This window comes from Gemmatimonas aurantiaca T-27, from assembly GCF_000010305.1.
GTDB lineage: Bacteria > Gemmatimonadota > Gemmatimonadetes > Gemmatimonadales > Gemmatimonadaceae > Gemmatimonas > Gemmatimonas aurantiaca.
On the sequence record NC_012489.1, the window covers coordinates 995,380 to 1,017,214 of the forward strand.

The following is a 21,835-nucleotide window of genomic DNA, read 5'->3' on the forward strand; positions in this document are numbered from 1 at the left end:
GGATTGTGCCGATGCTTCGGCGCATTCCTTTGAGGGCGCGGGGTTTTAGGGGGCGAGGTACTAGGCTGTAGGTGGTAGGTGTTAGGGGGCGGCTGGTTCTGGTGTGGTGAGGGGTGGACTGAGGCGATTGTGCAGGGCGATTAGTTGGCGGCGGGTGCTGTTGCAGCGTTCGAGAAGATCGTCGCATTCTGCGTGTGGCAGTGCACGGGTGTCGCGGGCGAGCAATACGTGATTGGTGACTTCATTGGCGGAACCGATGGCAATGCCGAGGAATCGGGCGAATTGCGCGCGCGAGGGCTGGCCGGAGCCTTCAGCGATGTTGGCGGCGATCGATGCGGACGCACGCCGCAGTTGAAGGATCAGCGTGGCCCTGCCTCATGCGGCTTTGCCACACACACGTTCCGTCTCGACCGCGAGACCATGTGCCGCATGCCATACCCTGAGCTTTGTGAAGTCTTGCATGGGGGTACAGTGGCGTATGCTGATACCAGATGTCTCACCAAAATGCTGCTGTCTCACCGATTGGAACGCAGAAGCCAGTCCACCCTACCACCTACGTCCTATCACCTATCACCAAGCCCCCTAAGACCAATGCCCGCAGTTCCCAACTCCCCACCCGCGTTCCCATAACACCCCCCGCGCATTCTTGATGACACTCCCCCGGTCGACTTGCTGCATAGTCGTCCGTGCCCCAAAACCCTCTCCTCTCCCTCGTCAACGCAACCGCCGTCTGGCATGCCGGCCTTCCACCGGACTGTCTCGCCTCGGTCCGTTTCCTCGATGCGCTGACCCTGGCCATCCATCGTGGTGATTGTGCGGTCATTCGGCACCACGACCCCGCCGGTGCCCAGGTGTTGCTGGCAGCTCTTGCCGGTCACCCGGCCACCTTCGCGCCCGCACACTGGACCGGCGAGCGCCTGGCTGCGCATGGTCTGCGTGTTCGACGCGCTGCGGTTCGGGTCGATGTGATTCCCTGGATCCTCGCCGGGTGGCACGCGGCAGCGGCGGCAGACGGGCCCGAACGCGCCTCACCGCCACGCGCCGTCGCGGAGCCGGCCGTACCACTTGCACCCGTGGTGCACCTGCTCCGCGCGTCGCGTGAGGGCGTGCTGTCGTCCTTCGAAGGTCGCCAGTGGGAGCGCTGGGCACGTGCGGAATCTCGGCAAGGCAACGCGGTGGTACTGGTGGCGTCCTCGCTGCCTCGCAGTGCCAGACCGCTCTGGGGATCGGATCACCGTCCCCCCGCACCACCGCGCGCGTCCCCCTCCGTGCGTGAATTCCGGTTTCGCGATGGCCGTCTGCTCCCTTAGTCCACGCCTGCGTCCAAGTGCGCTAGATTGCCAAGGTTCCCACCCTCACCCGCGCAAACCGGGCCGAGGGCGCTTTGTGTCCTCACGTGCTGCCGCCATGCCCGAGTTCCGCCTGTACAACACGCTCACGCGCCGCGTGGAGCCGTTCGCGCCCGTCGATGGTCAAACGGTGCGTATGTACACGTGTGGACCGACGGTCTATAACCCCGCGCACCTCGGCAATTTTCGCACGTTCCTCTTCGAGGATCTGCTGCGTCGTGTCATCCGGCTGGCCGGCTGGCAGGTGGAGCAGGTGATGAACCTGACGGATGTCGACGACAAGATCATCCGGAAGGCCGCAGCCACAGGGCAGGACATCCTGCAGGTCACGGAGCCGTTCACGGCGCTGTTCCATCAGGATCGTCGTTACCTGCGCATCGAAGACGCCGAGCGCTATCCCAAGGCCACCGAGCACGTCCCCGAGATGATCGAACTCGTGGAGCGGCTTGTGGCGAATGGTGTGGCCTACACGGCCGAAGATGGTTCCGTGTATTTCGCCATCGATCGGTTCGCCGACTACGGCAAGCTCTCTCAGCTCGACAAGCGCGAGCTGAAGAGCGGGGCCCGTGTGGCGCAGGACGAGTACGCGAAGGAAAACGCCCAGGACTTTGCGCTCTGGAAGAGTGCCAAGCCGGAAGACGAAGCCACCGGGGCCGCATGGGATTCTCCCTGGGGACGCGGACGTCCGGGCTGGCACCTCGAGTGCTCGGCCATGGCCATGAAGTACCTCGGCGAAACCTTCGACCTGCATGCCGGCGGTATCGATCTCATCTTCCCGCACCACGAAGACGAAATCGCGCAGAGTGAGGCCGCCACCGGCAAGCAGTTCGCCCGGTGCTGGTGCCATGGTGAGTTCCTGCTCACCGACGGTGCCAAGATGGCCAAGCGCATCGGCAACGTGGCCAATGTGGTGGAGTTGCGGGAGCAAGGCATCAGCGGCACGGTGTATCGCCACTTTGTCTTCAACGCGCACTACCGCAAGCAGCTCAACCTCACCGAGGATTCGCTCGAGCAGTCACGCGCGGCGGTCAATCGCATCGGCGCGTTTGCTCGGCGACTCGGAGAGGCCACGCACGGCACACCGGCGTTGGTGGTGGTCGCGGAACGTGCCGAACAGGAGTTTTACGCCGCGCTGTTCGAAGACCTCAATGCGCCGGAAGCGCTGGCCGCATTGTTCACGTTCATTTCCGACGCCAACCGGGAGCTCGATATCGCGGTGGCCGAACCGGCGGTAGGTGACACGGCGGCTCTGGAGCGCGCGAGGACGGCGTTCCGGCTGATGGACAGTGTGCTGGACCTGGTGCCGGAGCAGTTGACCGACGGGGAGTTGGCCGATTGGGTGGAAGAACGCCTCGCAGCCCGCCGGGCGGCCCGGGAGCGGCGGGATTTTGCGGCCGCCGACGCTATTCGGGTCGAACTGACCGAACGGAACATCCTCATCGAGGATGGACCAGCCGGTACCCGCTGGCGCCGGGGCTGAGGTGGGTCGGTGCCGTGGCAATGAGCCTCGGCACCACCTACCAAAAGGGGAACACCCCGATTATCGTTGGGGACTCCGGGAGTTCGGGTCCTTCGCTGGCGTAGCTCAGTTGGTAGAGCAGCTGATTTGTAATCAGCAGGTCAGGGGTTCGAGCCCCCTCGTCAGCTTTTGCCCCCGACCGGTGCAGATGCCGGCGGACTTGGTGGGGTACTCAAGTGGCCAACGAGATCAGACTGTAAATCTGACGGCGCAAGCCTTCGAAGGTTCGAATCCTTCCCCCACCACTCGTAGTTGCAGGACGGGCTCCCGGGCCCGAAGTTGTAGGCCAGCCTTGCGGGAGTAGCTCAGCTGGTAGAGCGCAAGCCTTCCAAGCTTGATGTCGCGGGTTCGAGCCCCGTCTCCCGCTCTGTCATACACGCAGTACACAAAACGCCGACCATCTGGTCGGCGTTTTGCGTTTCGGCCCTTGAGTCTCGAAGAGGTGACGGTTTTCCGGCCGTTGCTGCGCAATGCCGGAGGACGCCAGCTCCTGTGCCGGTGTCCGCCGAGACCTCTGCGCGCATCCATGCCGTACATTCGCCGATTGCTGCCGCCCACCCCGGTACCCACATTTCTCGGGTGTCTGCGGATCAGGCCGCCCTCGATGCACTCTTCAGTCTCGCCTACGAAGAGCTGCACCGCCTCGCACAGCGTGTGTGGCGGGGCGAGCCCGGCGTATCCCTGTCACCCACCACGCTCGTCAACGAGGCGTGGCTCAAGCTCTCGGCCACACCGGCGGCGGCCAACACGTCGCCACTGCATTTCAAGCGCATCGCGGCGCGCGCCATGCGACAGGTCCTCGTCGAAGCGGCCCGTCGACGGCAGGCCACCAAGCGCGGTGGGCGCGAGGTGGTGCATGTCACCCTCGACCAACAGGTGCCACGTGCCGACGAGAGTGACGACGTGATTGCGCTCCACGAAGCCCTCGATCGTCTCGCCCTCCTGTCTCCACGACAGGCGCAGTTGGTGGAAAGCCGCTATTTCGGTGGTCTCGACGTACAGGCCGCGGCCGAGCTGCTCGGCATCAGCGAATCCACTGCACTACGGGATTGGCGACTCGCGAGAGCCTGGCTGGCCCGCGAACTCCAGGCGTCCCGGTGAACGGCTCGGAGCGCCCCGACGGCATGTCCGCTCGCTGGGCCGTGGTGCAGGAACTGTTCGACGCCGTGGTGGACTTGCCGGCCGAAGCCCAGCGCAGTCGCCTGCAGCAACTCACCGACGATGCCGCGCTGCGTGAGGAGGTCGTGCAGTTACTGCAGGCCGATCGTGGACCAGCCGGTCTCATTGATCACCCGCTCGAACACGTCGCTGCTCGGCTGATCGACAACGCTGCCGCGTATATCGGACGTGCCGTGGGTCCGTATCGATTGAGTGCCCTGCTCGGCGAAGGCGGCATGGGCGTGGTGTATCGCGCGGAACGCGAAGACCTGTCGCGTCCCGTGGCGGTGAAGATTCTCCGTGACGGAGCACTGTCTCCGGCGCGACGTGCGCGTTTCATCGCGGAACGTCATGCGCTGGCACAACTCACACACCCCGGTGTCGCGCAGTTGTATGACGCCGGCACGCTCGATGACGGGACGCCATGGTTCGCCATGGAGCACGTGTCCGGTGTTCCCCTCGACGAATATTGTGCGACGCGCGCGCTCGGACTCGAGGACCGCCTCGCTCTGATCGAACGGGTGTGTGATGCCGTGCAACACGCGCACGAACACGCCATCGTGCATCGGGACCTCAAGCCGTCCAACGTACTCGTCACCGAAACGGGTGACGTGAAGCTGCTCGACTTCGGTATCGCCAAACAGCTCGCCGCGGCCGACGACCCCGCGACGGCGGATGCCGGGGCCACCGTTACGAACACGGGTGGCGCCTCGACCGCCACACGATCGCAGTTGCGTCTCCTGACGCCGGCCTATGCGGCACCCGAACAGGTGCGTGGGGATGCGGTAGGCGTCTACACCGATGTGTATGCGCTCGGTGTGATGCTGTATCAACTGCTGGCGGGACGCCTGCCCTTTGACCTGTCGCGTTCGACGCCCGGCGAAGCCCTCACCGAGATTGTCGATCGTGAGCCGGAGCGTGTCTCCGTGGTTGCGCAGCGCGAAGCCGCCGCATGGATGCATGGCGTGCGACGTCCGCAATGGACCGATATCGACCTGTTGTGCAGCACGGCGATGCACAAGGACGCCAACCGGCGCTACCGCACCGTGGATGCCCTGCGACGGGACCTCCAGCATCTGCGGCGCAGCGAGCCACTGGAGGCACACCCGGATAGTCTGCCCTATCGCACCGCACGTTTCCTGCGTCGACACACACGCGCCGTCGCCCTTGGCGCCGTACTGGCTCTGACGATCGCCGGCATTGGTGGTGCTTCGGTGCGGCAGATTGCCGGCGCGCGAGACGATGCCCGCGCGGAGCTGCATCGTCGCGCCGAGTTGCAGCGATTCCTGCTCGCGATCTTCAGTGGCAACGAACACGGTGCTCCACCGGACAGTCTGCGCATCACCACCGTGATCGAACGCGGCGAGCGTCAGGCGTCGATGCTCGAACAGGACCCGTTGGTGCAGGGGGATCTGCTCGTGGCGCTCGGACGTATTCAACGGGCTCTCGGGCGGTATGATCGGGCCGATTCACTGATGCTCGCGGGAATCGGTGCCCTGCAGCGTGCGGGGGATACTCTCGCCGTGGCGGGGGCACTGTTGGCTCGAGCCGACGTCCGTCTCGAGCAGGCACAGTATCCGGCGGCGGACTCACTGCTGGATGCCGCGCAAAGGCTGGTGAAGCATGCATTGGACAAGCCCACGCCGCTCGCCTGGCGTCGGGACGCCGATCGTGAGCGGTCTGCGGCGACGCTCGATGCGCAGTTGTTCGATCTGCGCGGTCGTCGGCAGGTGCTGCAAGGGCAATATGATTCCGCGCGTACGACGCTCGATCTGGCGTTGCGTCTGGTGCCACCGCAGTCACCGGATCCGATGCTCACGGCCGATATTCTCGGTGACCTGGCGGATGTGGCGTTCTACACCGGTGCATACGATCGCGCCGATACACTCAATCGTGATGTGCTGACGCGGGTGCAACGGCATGCGGGAGCGTTCCATCCGCGCGTGGCGAGTACGATGGTGAACATCGGTGCCACGGAGTTCGAGCGTGGACGGTATGGCGAAGCGGAACGATGGTTTCGTGATGCGCTGGTGATCGCGGAACGCTACTTCGGCACCGAACATGTGCAGGTGGCTTCCACGCGGACGATGTTGGGTCGTGCGCTGGTGTTCCAGAACCGGCTCGAAGAAGCCACCGTGGCATTGGAGCAGGCCCTGCGTGTGCAACAAGCGAGTGTCGGCGCGAATCACCCAGGGGTGGCGAGTATCCTCAACGAACTCGGCAACGTCGCCATCCGTCGCCAGCAGCTCGACCGCGCCGATGCGTACTTCGCGCGAATGGCCGAGGTGTATTCGGCAAGCAATGGTGATGCGCATTTCACGGTGGCGGTTGCACTGTCCAATCGTGGTACCGTGGCAATGGAGCGCAAAGATCTTCCGGCGGCCGAACGCTGGTATCGTGAGGTGGTTCAGCGATTCGCCGCGGCGCAGGGCGCAGGGCATCTCAATACCGGCATTGCCCGCATCAAGCTGGGGCGGGCTCTCATTCGTCAGCAGCGCTGGCGCGAAGGCATCACCGAATCAGAGGCCGGCTACGAGATCGTGAAAACGAATGCCGCTCCCGGTGTCAGTTTCTTGCAGGCCGCGCGCCGCGATCTGGCGATCGCCTATGAGGCACTGGGCCAGCAGGACACGGCCACGAGATACCGTCGCGAAGCCGAGCAATACGACCCGCCCAAGCCGTAGCAGAGCGTTCCGTCCGCCGATTTCAGGGCGTGGCGCGGGCCGCGCGACGCACGCGCTTTTCCTCGTACAAGGTTTCATCGGCGCTACGCAGCAGCTCGTCGAGTGTCGACGGTGTGCCGGGATGGTAGGCCGCATAGCCGAAGCTCATGCCGATCGGGCAGGGACATACCCCCAACGCGTTCACGTCCTCCAGCGCGGCGTCGATCTTCTCGCGCAGGGCCTCGATCGATTCCGCCGGGGTGTCCACCAGCATGGCGACGAATTCATCGCCCCCCAGTCGTGCGACGATGTCACCGGAACGGAAGCACGTTCGCAGCACCGAGGCGATCGTTTGTAGCACCCGGTCGCCCACTTCGTGCCCATAGGTGTCGTTCACCTGCTTGAATCGATCGGCGTCTCCGTAGAGCATCAAGGCGGGCGCATTCCGCCGCCGCGCGTCGTCGAGTCGGGAATTGGCCATGGCAAAAAACCCGCGGCGATTGAACAGGCCCGTGAGTTCGTCATTCATCGCCTGTGTACGCAGCATCTCTTCGGCACTCTTGCGATCGGTCGCGTCCCGCATCACGCACACCAGACCACCCGTCGGCAACAGCGTGATGGAGAGTTCCTGCGGGAAGGCTTCGCCGTTGGCGCGCAACCCAATGACTTCGCCACTCCAGGCACCCAGTCGCGTCACGAGTGGAATGATGTCGCGCTCGATACGCATCGCTTCATCGTCCGGGAATCGTGATGTCCATGGACGGCCGATCAGGTTGCGGGGACGATCGCGATGCACGCGTGCATAAGCGTGATTCACAAATTCCAGCCCTCCGCCCACACTGACGATGCCGATGCCGTCGGTGGTCACGGCCAACGCCGCCGCGAGCTGCTGGCGCTCGCGTTCTTCGCCTTTCCGACTCGTGATATCGCGCTCCACCGAAATCCACGATGTCACCTCACCATGTTCATTCCGCAGTGGCGTGGTGTGCACCTCCATCCAGAACGGTGTGCCATCGCGGCGATAGTTGAGTACCTCGCCGGCGAACGGCTCTCCCTGTCGCGCCGCGGCACGCATACGCTCGACGGTGTCCGCCGCCGTATGGGTGCCATGCAGCAACTCACCGGGACGCTTGCCGATGGCCTCTTCGAGAGAATACCCGGTGGCTTCGCTCCAGGATCGGTTCACCCAGGTGAATCGCAACTGGGCATCGGTCATGGCGATCGGCTGGTCGGTCTGCTCCAGGACCACGGAGAACGAGCGCAGGCGTTCTGCCGTGGCGCGCTCGTCGGTGATATCGACAAAGGACCCCACGACCGCTCGGCGCCCCTGCAGTCCGAACTGGTCGCTTTGCACCAGACGCAGATTGATACGCAACCAACGCATCGTTCCGTCCTGACGGCGCACCGTCAGGACGCGGCCCGTCTGGGCGACGCCCGTGCGAAGGACCTCGTTGAACGGATGCTGATCTTCCTGCACGGACTCACCGCTTTCATCGAGCACGTCGAAGACCTTGCCCGTGCCGACGATCCGTGCGAAGTCGGCCTCCGAGATGCCCGCGATGCGTGCCGCGCTGGGATTCCAGGCTTGTAGCCGTCCGTGGTCATCGCGCAAGACGAGTCCTTCCGCCATGGTGGCGAAAATGGCGCGATAACGTTCCTCGTTGGCCCCCAAGGCCACCTGTACGGATTCGAGCAACTGGCGATGCTCTTCCATGGTGCGTTGCTGCGCCTGCAACTCGTGGTTCTGCGCCTCGAGTTCGTGTGCCGCGTCTTCGAGCGCGGCGGCCTGTTCGGCGAGCCGGCGATTGGACTCCGCAATGGACTTGGCCATCGCGCCCATGCGCATGGCGGCCGGGCGCAACACGATCAAGACGAGCAGCAGCACCACGACGATGATACCGCCGAACACGATGCCCTGGTCGCGCTGCAGGGCGTGTGTGCGCTGCTCGGTCCATTGCACTTCGTTGGCGACGATCGCATCGACGAGGGCGATGAATTCATTGAGTTGCAGCACCAGGGCCGCGATTTCCGACTCGCTCAACTGGCCGCGGGTGCCGTCGAGGCGTTCGGTGATCAGCGCGTCCCCTGTGCGGAGCAGGGCGTGCGCCGCGCTGTCCATGCGGGACAGATCCGCGATCAGCGCTGGTCGTACCGTCAGCGAGCCATCCGTGGCGCGACGTGAGATTTCGTGCAGTTCTGCGAGCGACCGTTCGATAGCCGTGCGGGTCCACTCCCGTTCGGCGAACCATGGGGCGCGTGCCTGGCTCGACGGGGCCTGCATCGAGGCGATGGTGCCGAAGATGAACCGCTGCGAGAGCATGCGATCACGCGCGATCAGCGCCGTGCGCGCCGGCACCGCCGTGATCTGCTTGGTCACCGCGCGCACCCACAGCCACTCCACACCACAGAGGACCAGGAACGCGACCATGCAGGCGGCCGCGAGGCGGGTGAATTGACGAAAAGGGCTGGTGCTGGTGGGCACGCGCGCGGAAGCTCGGGAATGCGGGCGCCGGACCACCGTCGGTCCATGCAGGTCGGCCGAGTCAGGTCTGACGGCCTTCGATACGGGACGCGCCATCGGCCGGCACCGTCACGCCCCGGGTGCCTTGTCCAAGCCCTGCCAATCCAATACCTTGGGTGTCTGCTGTACTGCTCACGTAGCTCAGTCGGCAGAGCACATCCTTGGTAAGGATGAGGTCACCGGTTCGATCCCGGTCGTGAGCTCTTGGTTATTGGCTTTGGCTGTGTCAGCCCCATCGTCTTTCTCAGGACGGTGGGGTTTGTTCTTGTCGGTACGCGTCCACCCTCCCCGGCCGCTCCGGACCCTCGTGGTGATATCCGGCTGGTTCCGCCCAGTACGCGCTGTTCTGATCGCCGCCCTGTCGGCCGCGATCCTGTTTGGGCATCCCGCCCCGGTGGAGGCGCAAGCCCGTGCCAACCGCCTGCGTATCGATCCCGTCGACGCCCGGGTTAGCGCCCGGGCGTGGGGCGTCGAACAGGGGCTGCCGCAGGGTTCGGTCACGGAGCTGGCCATCGATGCCGATGGGTACGTCTGGGGCGCCACCTTTGGTGGCCTGTTCCGCTTTGATGGCCAGACCATCACCCGCTATGCTGTGGCCGATGTCCCCCTGTTGGTCACCAACTCGGTGACGGCCCTGCTGACGGCGCCGGACGGCCTCCTGTATGTCGGCACCCCCTTGGGTACCGTCGGGCGCCTGCAGGGCGGACGCCTGCTCGACACGCTCAGTTCTCAGAACCGGCCCCTGCTGCGGGGCGTCGACGCGCTCGCCATCGATGGGACTGGGACCACCTGGCTGCGGAGCAGCGGACACGTCTACGCCTATCGGGATGGACGATGGCGCCCGGGCTCGATGCCCCACCTGGCCTATTCCGCGATGGTCATTGATCGCGAAGGGGCGATGCTCTACGCCGGGCCGGAGGGGCTCATTCGGGCGACGGACGCGGGGTCGGAAATCCTCGCACCTACCCGGCACAAGATCCTGGACGGGCATGACTTCGGGCTTCACGCCGATCGGTACGGTCATCTGTGGCTTGGACAGCCCAACGGCCTGTACCTGTTCACCGATGGAGCCCTGCGCCGTATTCCCGGCATCGAGGGCAGGGTGCGCTCGATCATCTCGGACGGGCGCGGCATGATCTGGGTGGCGGCGGACGGTCGCCTGTACCGGTTTCGCTCCGGCGCGGGAGAAGCGGTCCTCTCCCGCCCCGAACTGGTCCTGACCACCAATAGCGACATTTACTCGCTGTTGCTCACGCCGGACGATGTGCTGGTGGGCGGCACCTTGCAGGGGCTGTTCACCATGCGGGAGAGCGTGGTGCGCGTGGTCGAGAATCCGGCCGGTCCGCGCCATCCGGAAGTCTCGTCCATGATGCCGGCAGGCGGGGGGCGGATCTGGGTCACTGGCAGTTGCACCGATGTCTATCTCATCGATCAGCAAGGACGGGCCCTGGATTCGATCGCCCGCCCGAACAAGAACGTGTGCGTACGCAGCATGTTGCTGGACCGCCGCGGTGCCCTGTGGTTTGGCAATGATGGCTTCATGAAGCGCCGTGATGCGTCGGGCCGTGAGCGCGAATGGTCGCTGCCTCAGTGGGGCTACAATCCGAGTCTGGCGCGGCCCATTCTGCTCGCTGGCGACACGGTGATGTTCGGCCTGTCCGACGGTCGCATTGCCGGTATCACCCCCGATGATTCCCTGCGCATGATCGCGCCATGGGATCAGGTCACCAACGTCGCCATCGAGTCGATGACTCGCGACGAAGACGGCACAATCTGGGTGGGGCAACTGGGCCGCGTCACACGCTGGCGGGGACAGGTGCTGGAGAGCTCGGACGAAACGGCCGGTGTGCCGAAGGCCGTACCGCGTGCCTTGCTGGTGGAGCCGGGGCGCGGTGTCTGGATCGGCACGTACGGCAGCGGGATGTGGTATCTCGCCACGGGCCGGCGGGCGCGTCCGGTGCCTCTGGTCGATGAAACCATCTCGGCCATCCTCAGTGACCCGAGAGGACGCCTGTGGATGCCGGGCAATCGTGGCATCAGCGTAGTGTCCCGCGAGTCGTTGCGGCGCTGGATACTCGATAGCATCGACATTCCCGATGTCCGGCTGCTGAGTGATGGTGACGGCGTGCCGGAAGGCAACTCCGGCTATCCGGCCGCCGGCATCATCGCACAGGATGTGCTGGGTTTTGCCTCGGTATCCGGGCTGGTGTCTCTCCAGGAACGACAGATTCTGTCGACGTCGGCATCGTCCACCGTGCAGGTCGACGAAGTCCGCACATCCCGGGGACGGCGCGTGGTGGAGGAAGGGGTCGTGCGCCTCGCTCCCGACGAACGCATCGTACTGCTCAATTTCAGCGCGCCCACGTTTCGTTTCGCGGACGAAGTCCAGTTTCGGTATTGGCTGGATGGACGTGACACCGAATGGGTCTCCGCTGGCAATAGTCGGGAAATGCGCCTGGTGACAGAATCGCCGGGGGTCTACACGCTGCACCTCGAATCCCGTATTCCGGGTGGGCAGTGGCAAGTGGCCGACGCCATCCGGTTCGAAGTGGAGCCCATGCTGATGGAACGCCAGTCGCTCCGGGTGCTGCTGGTCCTCACCGTCATTGGCCTGGCGGCGCTGTTCTATCGTCAACGCATCAATGCCCTGCAGGCCGTGGCCCGGGCCCGGGAGATCAGCCTCAACGCCCGGCGGGACGCAGCGGAAGAAGCGGCGCGCCATGAACGTGAGCTGGCCCAGGTCGGCCGCCTCGGCGTGGCCGGCGAATTGACGGCGTCCCTGTCGCACGAACTCGGACAGCCGTTGGCGGCGATCGTGAACAATGCCGAGGTGGCCCGCCGCATGATCGAACGGGGGCGCGATGGCCGGCATGTCGACCGCCGCGCACTCGACGACGTCCTCCGGGATGTGGTGGCCCAGGGGCACCGGGCCTCGGAAATCGTGCGCGAGTTCCGGCGATTCCTGCGCCGCGAGAAAGGGGAACGCGAAACGATGTCGGTGCGGGAGCTCATGGAAAGTGCGGCCCTCCTGCTTCGCCAGGAGTACAGCGCCGCACACGTGCCGCTGGAGATTCGCATCGGCGCACGCACGCCCACTATCACAGTGGAACGGGTTCTTTTGCAGCAGGTGATCGTGAACCTGTTACAAAACGCACTCGAGGCTGTGCGGCGTGTGCAGGGCGGGCGGGTGTTGATCCGTGCGCGCCCCGTCGCCCGGGGTATCCGGATCACCGTCCTCGACAACGGACGTGGATTCACCCGCGACGTACGCCGCTTGGCCTTCGAGCCGTTCGTGACATCGCGGGCCACGGGTATGGGGCTGGGACTGGCCATCGCCCGACGGGTGGTGGATGCTCATGGCGGACATATCGCGCTGGGGTGCTTCCCCGGCGGCGGCGCCGTCGTATCCTTCTGGATCCCGTCCGTGCCGAATCCTTCGGAACACTCTGATTCGCTTGTGCCGCCACAAATCGTGGCGTCGGCATTTCGGGAAGAGACGTTGCAGTAACGACGCTATCCGGAGTGAGGTGATGGAAGAGAACGTGCGGAATACCGCAGACCCCGCGCACAGCGGGATGGGAACACCGTCGGTCATTACCACCGTTGCTGTGGTGGATGATGATGCCGCGGCGCGCATTTCACTCGTGCGGCTGTTGCAGCTCGAGGGCTATCACGTACATGAGTACGATTCGGCCAGCAGTTTTCTGGAGGGGGCCGAGAACCGAGCGTATTCCTGCATCGTCACCGACCTGCGCATGCCCGGGGTGACGGGGCTCGATCTGCAGAAATCACTCGAGGGGCGCGGCGTGTTTGTCCCCCTCGTTTTCGTGACAGCCTTTGGCACCGTGCCGGCCAGTGTACAGGCCATGCGGAGCGGGGCGGTGGACTTCCTCGAAAAGCCCGCTGATCCGAGTGCGCTGCTCGATGCCGTGAAGCGCGCGGTCGCCCGATGCGACGCTCACGCCACCAAGCAGGAACTCCTGTCCGCCGTGCTGCAGCGCATCGAGCGACTCACCGCCCGTGAACGCGAAGTGTTCGAAGGTGTTGCCCGGGGATTGCCCAACAAGAGCATCGCCACAGAACTCGGCATCGCACTCAAGACGGTCAAGGTGCACCGTGGTCGCGTGATGACCAAAATGGACGCTGAATCGGTGGCTGATCTCGTGCGCGCCCGCGAAGTCCTCGGCGACAAATAGGCATCGCGCTCCGCGACACCCCACCGCGTCCCGCTGTCTTCAGCGGGGCGCGGGTGGCTGCAAGCTCTCGCGCAATGCCTGCATCTCCTGTTGCAGCCCCTCGAGTCGGCTCTGTACGAGCCGAATTTCGAGCTCGGCCTTCAGGTTGACTTCATAGTCGTTGCGTGTCTCGAGACGGTCCCGTTCGGCCTGTCGATTCTGCGACATCAGAATGACCGGCGCTTGCAGCGCCGCCAGCATCGACAACATCAGGTTGAGAAACACATACGGGTACGGATCGAACGCATCCTGCCGTGGGCCCAGAATGGCCGTGTTCAGTAGCGTCCAGGCCACCATCACCACCAGGAACGTGATGATGAATGGCCATGAGCCACCAAAACCCGCGATGCGGTCGGCCATGCGATCGCCGAAGCTGCTCTCGGTCCGGAATTCATGCTCGGTATCGCGCACGAGCGGGAGATCGAGCAGCAAGCGTCCAAGGGTGCGTCGTTCGTCTTCGCTCAGGCCACCAAAGGCGGCGGAGCGCAGCGACTGGAGCAACACCTCGGAGGGAGGCAGTGGGTCAGCAGGCATCGTCGGAGGGAAAGCGGACGGAGCAGGGAGCGGCGTCCGTGTGACACCGCTCCGCTGACCGAAATTGACTAGCGCGACGACGCGCCCGACAGCCCGGCCAATGATGTGCTTTCCGGTACCATGTCACCCACATAGTACGACATGAGCGATTGCTGGAATGCCAGGGCGTACTTGGCTGACACGACAGCACTGGCCGCCTGCACGAGCTGTGCGCGTGCCGCCGTCACTTCCACCAGCGTGCCGGCACCCACCGCATACCGACGGGCCTGTGTGTTGGCGGCGAGGTCCGCTGCGGCCAACTGCACACGCGCCGCGTCGTACTGCTCCACCGCCGCCGTGTGGTTGAGGTAGGCTTCGCGCACTTCCGATCCGATGGCCAGACGGCGGTCCTGCACCGAGAGTCGGGCGTTGTCTGCCGCGATCCGGGCCTGCTGGGCGGCCACGCTGGCCTGTCGTCGATCGAAGATCGGAACGCTCAGCGCCAGTCCCAGGGAGCCACTGCGCCGCTGGTTGAACTGATTGCCAAACGACAGTTCACTCGCCGAATTGAACGCCGTGCCGTAGCCCAGGCTCATCGACACCTGCGGGAGTCGTGAGCCCGCAGCGTTGCGAACCGTGAAGGCGGTGGCTTCGAGGCGGGTGTCGAGTGCTTCGAGATCGGCACGTGATCCCAGGGCCTTCACCAGGAGACTGTCCAGATTGAACCGCAGGATCTGCATCGAGTCGGCCATCGCTGGCGCCACGAAGTTGTATTCGCCGCGCGGGTCGAGCTGCAGGGCACGCATGAGCGCCACACGCGCCAGTTCGCGATCACGCTGTGCCGTCACGAGCGAGTACTGCGAGCTCGCCACCGTGGCCTGCTGCTGATACTGGTCGGAGATCGGTCGTGCACCCGCACGCACCATGCGCTGAATGGCGGTGTCCTGCGCCATCTGCGCGGAGAGGTTGTCGCGTTGCACACGCACCTGCTCCTCGCGCTGGACGAGGGTGAGGAATCCCGACGCTGCCGTGAACACCGCCGTCTGCCGCGCGCGCGACAAGTCGGCGTCGTTGGCGTTGTTCGACAAACGCGCTTCCTTCAGTTGCGCGATGTTGCGTCCCCCGTCGTACACGGTCAACGCCGAGTTGGCGTTCAGGTTCACCGACGTGGTCGTCTGATCGACGATGCGTCCTTCGTTCTGGTTGAACGTGTATCCGTACGACTCGGACGTATTGGTGCTCAACGAAAACGACGGCAGAAATGCCGAGGAACGCTGACGCACCGTCTCGGTGCTGGCAGCCACGGTGTTCTCGGCCTGCCGAACGGCGACGCTCTGCTTGAGCGACAGGCGGATGGCATCGTCGAACGTGATGGTGATGGCGCCCTGGGCCGCGCTCCGTGAGGCGAAACCCGGGATCGCGAGGCACAGCGCCAATGCACTGTGCCGAATGGTGCTCCAGCGGAACGAAAGCATCGTATGAGTTCTCCCGCGCGCGTTCATTCGTAGCGCAGCGCCTGAATGGGGTCCAGCGCAGCAGCCTTGCGCGCCGGGTAGTAGCCGAAGAAGACGCCGACCGCTGCCGAGAATCCGGTGGCGATGATGATCGACGTGATGGAGGTGGCCGTGTGCCAGCCCGTGATGCGCCCGACGATCATCGAACCACCAATGCCGGCGAGCAGTCCCACGATGCCGCCCATGAGACAGAGCACCACGCTCTCCACCAGGAACTGCGTGAGCACATCGGAACCGCGGGCACCGATCGCCATGCGGATGCCGATCTCGCGGGTGCGTTCGGTGACCGACACCAGCATGATGTTCATGATGCCGATACCGCCCACCACCAGGGAGATCGAGGCAATCGCAGCCAGCAGCGCCGTCATCACCGTGGTCGTGCTGGTCGCCGTGGTGGCCAGCGCCGACTGATCGCGCACCGTGAAATCATCGGCGCCCCCGCCGACACGGTGGGATTCCCGCATGATGTCGCGGATCTCGTTCATCGCGGCTGGGATCGCCTTCGTGTCATCGGTCATCGCCAGAATGGAACCGATGAAGAAAAAATTGCTGATGCGCGTCTGGGCGGTGCTGTACGGCACGACCACGATATCGTCCTGATCGGTACCAGTGGCCGCTTGACCTTTCGCCGACATCACGCCAATCACGGTGAACGGTGTGCGTCCCAGGCGCACACGCTGACCCACTGCGTTGCCGTCGGGAAAGAGACCATTGGCTACGGTCTTGCCCAGGATCACGACGGTCCGCTTGCCCTGCACGTCTTCTTCCGTGAACTCGGCACCGCTTTCCACCGTCCAGTTGCGAATGCGGAAGAAACCCGTCGACACACCGTTCACTTCCGTGCGCCAGTTGCCGGTGGTGGCAATCACCTGCGTGCGAGTGTTGATGACCGGCGACACCGCCGACAACAGCGTGCCCTCGCGCTGCAACTTCTCCACGTCTTCGATCGTGAGACGATTGAACGTCTGCGCGCCCTGATTGGAACCGCCAGCCTGCGTCGTGCCCGGCGTGACGACGATGAGGTTGGTGCCCAGTGTCGCGATCTGTGATTCGATCTGACCACGGGCACCGGCGCCGATCGCCACCATCACGATCACCGCGGCCACCCCGATCACGATGCCAAGCATCGTGAGAAAGGTGCGCATCTTGTTCTTGACGATGCTTTGCATCGCCATACGGAGCAGGACCATGAGCTTCATGTGACTACCTCCTGCGCGTCGTAGGCGGCCAGGTCGATGGCGGCATCACCACGGTCTTCGACCGGGTGATCCTTTCGGATCTTGCCGTCACGCATCTCCACGATGCGCTTGGCGTAGTGGCTGACTTCCGGTTCGTGCGTCACCAGCAGGATGGTGATCCCCTGGTTGTTGAGCTGTTGAAACAGCGCCATCACATCGAGTGTGGTACGCGTGTCCAGGTTGCCCGTGGGTTCGTCGGCGAGCAGCAGCGTGGGACTGGTCACCAGGGCCCGGGCGATCGCCACACGTTGCTGCTGGCCGCCCGAGAGCTCACTCGGGTGGTGATCCATGCGGGTGCCGAGGCCAACGCGCTCGAGTGCCGCACGCGACATCGCCTTGGTGTCCTTGTGTCGTGCCAGGCGATCGTACAACAGCGGCAACTCGACGTTGTCCAATGCCGAAGTCCGCGAGAGCAGGTTGAAGCCCTGAAACACGAACCCGAGCTTGTGATTGCGGAGGTCGGCGCGTTCGTTGCGCGACATGCCATCCACCCGCACACCATCGAGCAGGAACGTGCCGGCGGATGGAGTATCGAGACAGCCGAGGATGTTCATCAACGTGGACTTGCCGGATCCCGACGTGCCCATGACCGCGATGAACTCGCCGGGCATGACCGTGAGATCCACTTGCCGGAGTGCAGCCACTTCCGTGGACCCCATTTGATAGGTCCGCGTGAGTCCATGCACTTCGATGACGGGAGTGGTAGAGGTGCTCATGTCAGCTCCGGTCAGAAGGGACCAGGAGGGCCGCCGCGACCACGCTGCTGCTGTTGCTGGAACGGGCTGGCCGTCGTGCTCGACGCTGCGCCCGTCGCACCGGCCGCGTTCGTACCGATCACCACCTGCATGCCCGCCGTGATGCCTTCGCCGCGAATCTCGGTGCGCGTCCCGTCGGTGATGCCGATCTGCACACGATGTGGCACGAGCTTCGTCCCTTCGAGTGTGAAGACCATGCCCATGTCCGACCGCGGACCACCGGCGCGACGTCCTTCACCACCGGCTCCACCCGCTCCGGCGCCACTACCAAACCCACCCTGACCACTCGCTCGCGGTGCGGCGCCTGCAGCGGTACTCGCCTGCGCACCCGTTGCGGCACTACCGGTGTTCGCTGATGCACTCGGCGAAGCGCTCGCCGAGGCACCCGCACCGGTGCGACGCGCTGCACTGTCGGCCGGATCCACCGGAGGACGGAAACGCAACGCCGTGTTGGCGACCATCAGCACGTCGGAGGCTTCACCGGTCACGAACTGCACCGTCGCCGTCATGCCGGGGAGCAGCGCACCATCCGGATTCGCCACGTCGATGACCACCGTATAACTCACCACGTTGTTGGCGGTGGTCGACGACAGACGCACCTGCTCCACGGTGCCTCGGAACTGCCGGTCCTGGAACGACTGCACGGTGAAACGTGCTTGCTGGCCTTCCTTGATCGACCCGATATCAGTTTCGTCGACCGAGGCGAGGATCTGCATGTGCGACAGATCGTTGGCAATCACGAACAGCTTCGGCGCCGAAAGACTGGCGGCGACTGTCTGGCCAAGATTGATCGCCCGCTCGATCACCACCCCGTCGATCGGCGCATAAATGTTCGTGTAGGCGAGATTCTGTCGCGCACGTTCCAGCGCGATTTGCGCCGAGGTCACGCTGGTCTGTGCCAGGGCGAGTGTGGTGCGCGCCGTATTGTACTCCGTCTCGGTCACGATCTTTTCGTCGTGCAGCGTCTTCGTGCGATCGAATTCCTCCTTGGCTTGCGCCAGTGAGGCATTCGCCCGAGCGACACCGGCGTCGGCGTCCTGCACGGCCTGCTTCAGAAGACTCGGGTCGATGCGCGCGATGAGCTGCCCCTTCTTCACGCGGGAGTTGAAGTCGACCAGCAGTTCGGAAACCTGCCCCGACACCTGCGTACCCACTTCGACGGTCTGCACCGCGTTCAGGGTGCCGGAGGCCGATACGGTGGAGCGGAGCGAGCCCTGCTCCACGGCGGCGAGTCGATAAGTCGTTTCTTCGGCGCCACGCTTGGACATGGTCCACATGCCGGCACCGGCGAGTGCGGCAACACCGATTGTCGCCGCAGTGATCTGCATCAACCTGGTCATGGTCGTTCGGATAAGGGGCGGAACGGGCGGGGGCGCCCAGCGCGCGCATCTCCACCACGGCGGTGGGGCGCGGTCCACTCACCTTGGTAGACGTCGTCCTGGCGCGACGTTTATGGCCGCGGCACGAACCGCCGTCCGGTGTTCTGAACCGTCGGTTGACGCACACGAACGCCGAATGCGCCTATTGGAATCCGCATTTTGTGGCGACCGATCCACCGTTCATGTGCCGCCGACGGCGGTCCACGACACGGTCTCCCCTCGATGCTGGCGCCCGATGCGGGCCCCGGGGTATGCTGGGGCATGTCACGTGATCTTCAGCGCGCCGAGGTGTGGACTACCGGAACGCACGCCGTGCTGTCCACGACCGTCTCCCGCCGAGAACGACTGCTCATTGCGGCGTTCTGGCTGCTCTATGCGGTGGTGACCGTGGTGAACGTGCTGTTCGGTGGTCGTCGCGGCCCCGATGGCACATCCGATGCCGTCATCTTCTGGATCGCCATCGCAGAAGCCGTGGGCTGGGCCCTCGCCACCCCGTTGCTCTTCGAACTCGTCGCCGGCCATACGGTCGAAGAGGGCGACGACGCACTCACCTCCGGTGAGTTGCTGCGCTTTGTGCTGATCGGGCTCGGTGTCGTGGGCCTCATGACCGCGTTCGGAGTCGGTCTGCGCGCGGCCCTCTTTCCGCCGCGTCGTGGGGGAGGCGGGCCGCCCATCTGGTTCGCGTTCACCAACAACGCGGTGCTCTATGGAGCTGTCATCGCCGCGGGGCTGGCGCGCGCCTATTCCCTGCAGTCCCGGTGGCGTGAGCAACGGGCAGTGCGACTGGAAGCCGAGCTCGCCCGGGCCACCCTGGCAACGCTGCGGCAGCAGATCGATCCGCATTTTCTGTTCAATACCCTCAACCTCATATCGTCTCTGGTTGATCGGGATCCGAAAGGCGTGCGGCGCATGATCGCGCGTCTGAGCGAGCTGTTGCGCGCCAGCCTGGAGACAGGCGGACGGCAGGAGATCCCGCTGCGGCAGGAGTTGGCGTTGCTCAATGCCTACCTCGACATCATGCGGATGCGTTTCGGCGCACGACTCGATATCACACACACCGTGGACGAGTCACTCATGGATGTGTTCGTTCCGAGCTTCCTGCTCCAGCCACTGGCTGAAAACGCCATGCGTCACGGCATCGAGCCGCTGCGAGGAGCGGGACGGGTGGAGGTGCAGGTTCACCGGGCCGACCACGAACTGGTCATGCAGGTACGTGACAACGGCAACGGCAGTCTTCCGGACGACACCGCGCCAGACACTCCCCGGAACACCCCTGTGTCTCCGGATGAAGCGGGAGGGATTGGTCTTGGCAACACGCGCGCGCGACTGATGCAGTTGTATGGACCGGCCGCTTCTCTCGATTTGCGCCGGGAGCAGGGCATGACCGTGGCCGAAGTCCGCATTCCGTTGCCGGCAGGTGTGGCATGAGCGTCAACGCGCGGATACGGGTGTTGCTGGTCGACGACGAGGAGTTCAATCGCCTGCGTCTGCGTGACCTGCTGGACGCCGAGTCCGACGTGGATATCGTGGGCGAAGCGGCTGACGGGGTGGAGGCGGTGGAGCAGATCCGTGCCCTGCGCCCCGATCTCGTCTTCCTTGATATCCGGATGCCCGGGCTCTCAGGTCTCGACGTGGTGCGTCAGGTGGGGGTCGACCTGATGCCGGCCACGGTGTTTGTGACGGCGTATGACCAGCACGCGGTGGAGGCGTTCCGGTTGGCGGCGCTCGACTTTCTGGTCAAGCCATTCGACGACGAGCGCTTTGCGCAGACCCTGCAACGGGCGCGGAAGCTGGTGGTCATGAATGATCTGGCCACGATGCGGGCTCGGCTTTTGGAAGTGCTGGCGCCGTCGCCGGTGAGTGCGGTGGTCGAGGGGGCAGCGCCTGACACGACCGGAGCCATCACCGGCCCTGGTCCCGGCTCCGGTCCCGGCACCGGCCATGGCAGTGGTGGTGGCTATCTCGAGCGCATCGCGGTGGAGGCGCAGGGGACCATCAAACCAGTGGCGGTGGCCGACATCGACTACATCCTGGCCAGCGGTCCGTATGCGGAGCTGGTGGTGGCGGGTCGGCGGCATCTGGTCCGGGAGTCGATGCAATCGCTGGAGGATCGGTTGGACCCGCGGCGTTTTCTTCGCATCCATCGCTCGGTGATCGTGCGTCTGGACCGGGTGGAGGGGCTCAAGCGCGGGGCCGGTGGTGATGGCGAGGTGCTGCTCAAGGGGGGCGGGCGCCTGCGTGTCAGCCGTACTCGGCGGGAGGCGCTGGAGCGCTGGCTGGGGATCGTGGCCTGAGCCTGGCGAGCTCTGCTATAGCGATGGGCGGTGGCGAGTGTGCCGGGGATCTTGCGTGTCTCTTCGGCCGTGATTCGGGTCCGGGCGGAGCGCACTAAGCGTCCATTTTACCGGGACTTGCGGCGCTGATCGTGGTCATGTGGACACGACCAGACCGTGACTTGCGACAGGAATCGGACCGCGCTACCTTGCAAGGCTCACCCTGCACCGGCGAAATCCGGGTGTGGGTGGCGTTCGTTATTACGTCACGCTGTACGCCACAGTCGCAGCCAACGCGTTGCCAGCAACGCAGTACGGAGCCGGATCATGCCGCGCGAGAAGATCATCCTCGGTTGCACCGAGTGCAAGAACCGCAATTATTTCACGATGAAGAACAAGCGTCTTCATCCTGAGCGCGTGGAGTGGAAGAAGTACTGCCCACGCTGCAACAAGCATCAGACGCACAAGGAAACCAAGTAGTCATGAATGCTCCCGTCGAGGTAACCCGTCCGGGAGCCGGCACGCGGCTGGTCACGTTCTATCATGAAGTGATCGCCGAGATGAAGAAGGTCACCTGGCCGGATCGCCCGCAACTGCAGCAGGCGACCATTCAGATCATCATCTTCGTGCTGGTCCTTGGTGCTGTGATCGGGCTGGTGGACGTGGCGTTGCAGGCGCTGTTGGTGCGTCTGCCGAGCATGCTCCTCGGCAATTGAGC

General features: G+C 64.6%; 17 protein-coding genes and 4 tRNA genes. 14 read left to right on the top strand and 7 right to left on the bottom strand.

Annotated elements, in window-relative coordinates; all coding sequences use genetic code 11:
* Positions 1-81: 81 nt before the first annotated feature.
* Entirely contained in the window at positions 82-363 is a 282-nt protein-coding gene (locus GAU_RS22960) for a four helix bundle protein (RefSeq protein WP_083765442.1), read from the bottom strand.
* Between the two features lie 323 nt (positions 364-686).
* Between GAU_RS22960 and GAU_RS04250 the strand changes: the two genes are divergently transcribed.
* From GAU_RS04250 to GAU_RS04280, 7 genes are all read left to right on the top strand, one after another.
* The gene (locus GAU_RS04250; protein ID WP_012682323.1) at positions 687-1,310 is read left to right on the top strand and encodes a hypothetical protein; all 624 of its coding nucleotides are present in this window, start codon (positions 687-689) and stop codon (positions 1,308-1,310) included.
* A gap of 97 nt (positions 1,311-1,407) precedes the next feature.
* Complete coding sequence (cysS, locus tag GAU_RS04255; protein WP_012682324.1) at positions 1,408-2,829, top strand: cysteine--tRNA ligase; 1,422 nt, start codon at positions 1,408-1,410, stop codon at positions 2,827-2,829.
* Between the two features lie 94 nt (positions 2,830-2,923).
* Positions 2,924-2,996 (top strand) — tRNA-Thr (locus GAU_RS04260).
* A gap of 34 nt (positions 2,997-3,030) precedes the next feature.
* Positions 3,031-3,113 (top strand) — tRNA-Tyr (locus GAU_RS04265).
* A 49-nt stretch (positions 3,114-3,162) separates the two neighbouring features.
* Positions 3,163-3,235, top strand: a tRNA-Gly gene (locus GAU_RS04270).
* A gap of 212 nt (positions 3,236-3,447) precedes the next feature.
* Positions 3,448-3,969, top strand: a complete 522-nt coding sequence (locus GAU_RS04275) for an ECF-type sigma factor (protein WP_052574231.1) — start codon at positions 3,448-3,450, stop codon at positions 3,967-3,969.
* A 23-nt stretch (positions 3,970-3,992) separates the two neighbouring features.
* The gene (locus GAU_RS04280) at positions 3,993-6,710 is read left to right on the top strand and encodes a serine/threonine-protein kinase (RefSeq protein ID WP_012682326.1); all 2,718 of its coding nucleotides are present in this window, start codon (positions 3,993-3,995) and stop codon (positions 6,708-6,710) included.
* A gap of 22 nt (positions 6,711-6,732) precedes the next feature.
* Here GAU_RS04280 and GAU_RS04285 read toward each other — a convergent pair whose 3' ends face one another.
* Positions 6,733-9,171, bottom strand: a complete 2,439-nt coding sequence (locus GAU_RS04285; protein WP_169307585.1) for a sensor domain-containing diguanylate cyclase — start codon at positions 9,169-9,171, stop codon at positions 6,733-6,735.
* A 169-nt stretch (positions 9,172-9,340) separates the two neighbouring features.
* Here GAU_RS04285 and GAU_RS04290 point away from each other — a divergent pair.
* The 3 genes from GAU_RS04290 to GAU_RS04300 all read left to right on the top strand — a co-directional run bounded on the left by GAU_RS04290 (position 9,341) and on the right by GAU_RS04300 (position 13,406).
* A tRNA-Thr gene (locus GAU_RS04290) sits at positions 9,341-9,413 on the top strand.
* A gap of 107 nt (positions 9,414-9,520) precedes the next feature.
* Positions 9,521-12,718, top strand: coding sequence for a sensor histidine kinase (locus GAU_RS04295; protein WP_169307586.1), 3,198 nt, complete (start codon positions 9,521-9,523; stop codon positions 12,716-12,718).
* Between the two features lie 67 nt (positions 12,719-12,785).
* Positions 12,786-13,406, top strand: a complete 621-nt coding sequence (locus tag GAU_RS04300; RefSeq protein ID WP_012682329.1) for a response regulator transcription factor — start codon at positions 12,786-12,788, stop codon at positions 13,404-13,406.
* Between the two features lie 39 nt (positions 13,407-13,445).
* Here GAU_RS04300 and GAU_RS04305 read toward each other — a convergent pair whose 3' ends face one another.
* The 5 genes from GAU_RS04305 to GAU_RS04325 all read right to left on the bottom strand — a co-directional run bounded on the left by GAU_RS04305 (position 13,446) and on the right by GAU_RS04325 (position 18,805).
* Positions 13,446-13,979, bottom strand: a complete 534-nt coding sequence (locus tag GAU_RS04305; protein WP_012682330.1) for a DUF1003 domain-containing protein — start codon at positions 13,977-13,979, stop codon at positions 13,446-13,448.
* A 68-nt stretch (positions 13,980-14,047) separates the two neighbouring features.
* Positions 14,048-15,433 carry a TolC family protein gene (locus tag GAU_RS04310; RefSeq protein ID WP_012682331.1) on the bottom strand — a complete coding sequence of 462 codons (1,386 nt, stop codon included), beginning with the start codon at positions 15,431-15,433 and terminating at the stop codon, positions 14,048-14,050.
* A 23-nt stretch (positions 15,434-15,456) separates the two neighbouring features.
* A complete protein-coding gene (locus GAU_RS04315; RefSeq protein WP_012682332.1) occupies positions 15,457-16,671 on the bottom strand; it encodes an ABC transporter permease in 1,215 nt (404 codons plus the stop codon).
* Positions 16,668-17,426, bottom strand: a complete 759-nt coding sequence (locus tag GAU_RS04320; protein ID WP_012682333.1) for an ABC transporter ATP-binding protein — start codon at positions 17,424-17,426, stop codon at positions 16,668-16,670. Before GAU_RS04320 ends, GAU_RS04315 begins: the two co-directional genes overlap by 4 nt.
* A gap of 11 nt (positions 17,427-17,437) precedes the next feature.
* Complete coding sequence (locus GAU_RS04325; protein ID WP_083765446.1) at positions 17,438-18,805, bottom strand: efflux RND transporter periplasmic adaptor subunit; 1,368 nt, start codon at positions 18,803-18,805, stop codon at positions 17,438-17,440.
* A gap of 300 nt (positions 18,806-19,105) precedes the next feature.
* Here GAU_RS04325 and GAU_RS22795 point away from each other — a divergent pair, with 300 nt between their 5' ends.
* From GAU_RS22795 to secE, 4 genes are all read left to right on the top strand, one after another.
* On the top strand, positions 19,106-20,272 hold the full coding sequence (locus tag GAU_RS22795; protein ID WP_012682335.1) for a sensor histidine kinase: 1,167 nt from the start codon (positions 19,106-19,108) through the stop codon (positions 20,270-20,272).
* Positions 20,269-21,138 (top strand): LytR/AlgR family response regulator transcription factor, encoded by an 870-nt coding sequence (locus GAU_RS04335; RefSeq protein WP_012682336.1) that lies wholly within the window; start codon positions 20,269-20,271, stop codon positions 21,136-21,138. Before GAU_RS22795 ends, GAU_RS04335 begins: the two co-directional genes overlap by 4 nt.
* A gap of 306 nt (positions 21,139-21,444) precedes the next feature.
* A complete protein-coding gene (gene rpmG, locus GAU_RS04340; protein ID WP_012682337.1) occupies positions 21,445-21,597 on the top strand; it encodes a 50S ribosomal protein L33 in 153 nt (50 codons plus the stop codon).
* Between the two features lie 2 nt (positions 21,598-21,599).
* Entirely contained in the window at positions 21,600-21,833 is a 234-nt protein-coding gene (gene secE / locus GAU_RS20405) for a preprotein translocase subunit SecE (RefSeq protein ID WP_012682338.1), read from the top strand.
* The last annotated feature ends 2 nt before the right edge of the window (positions 21,834-21,835 follow it).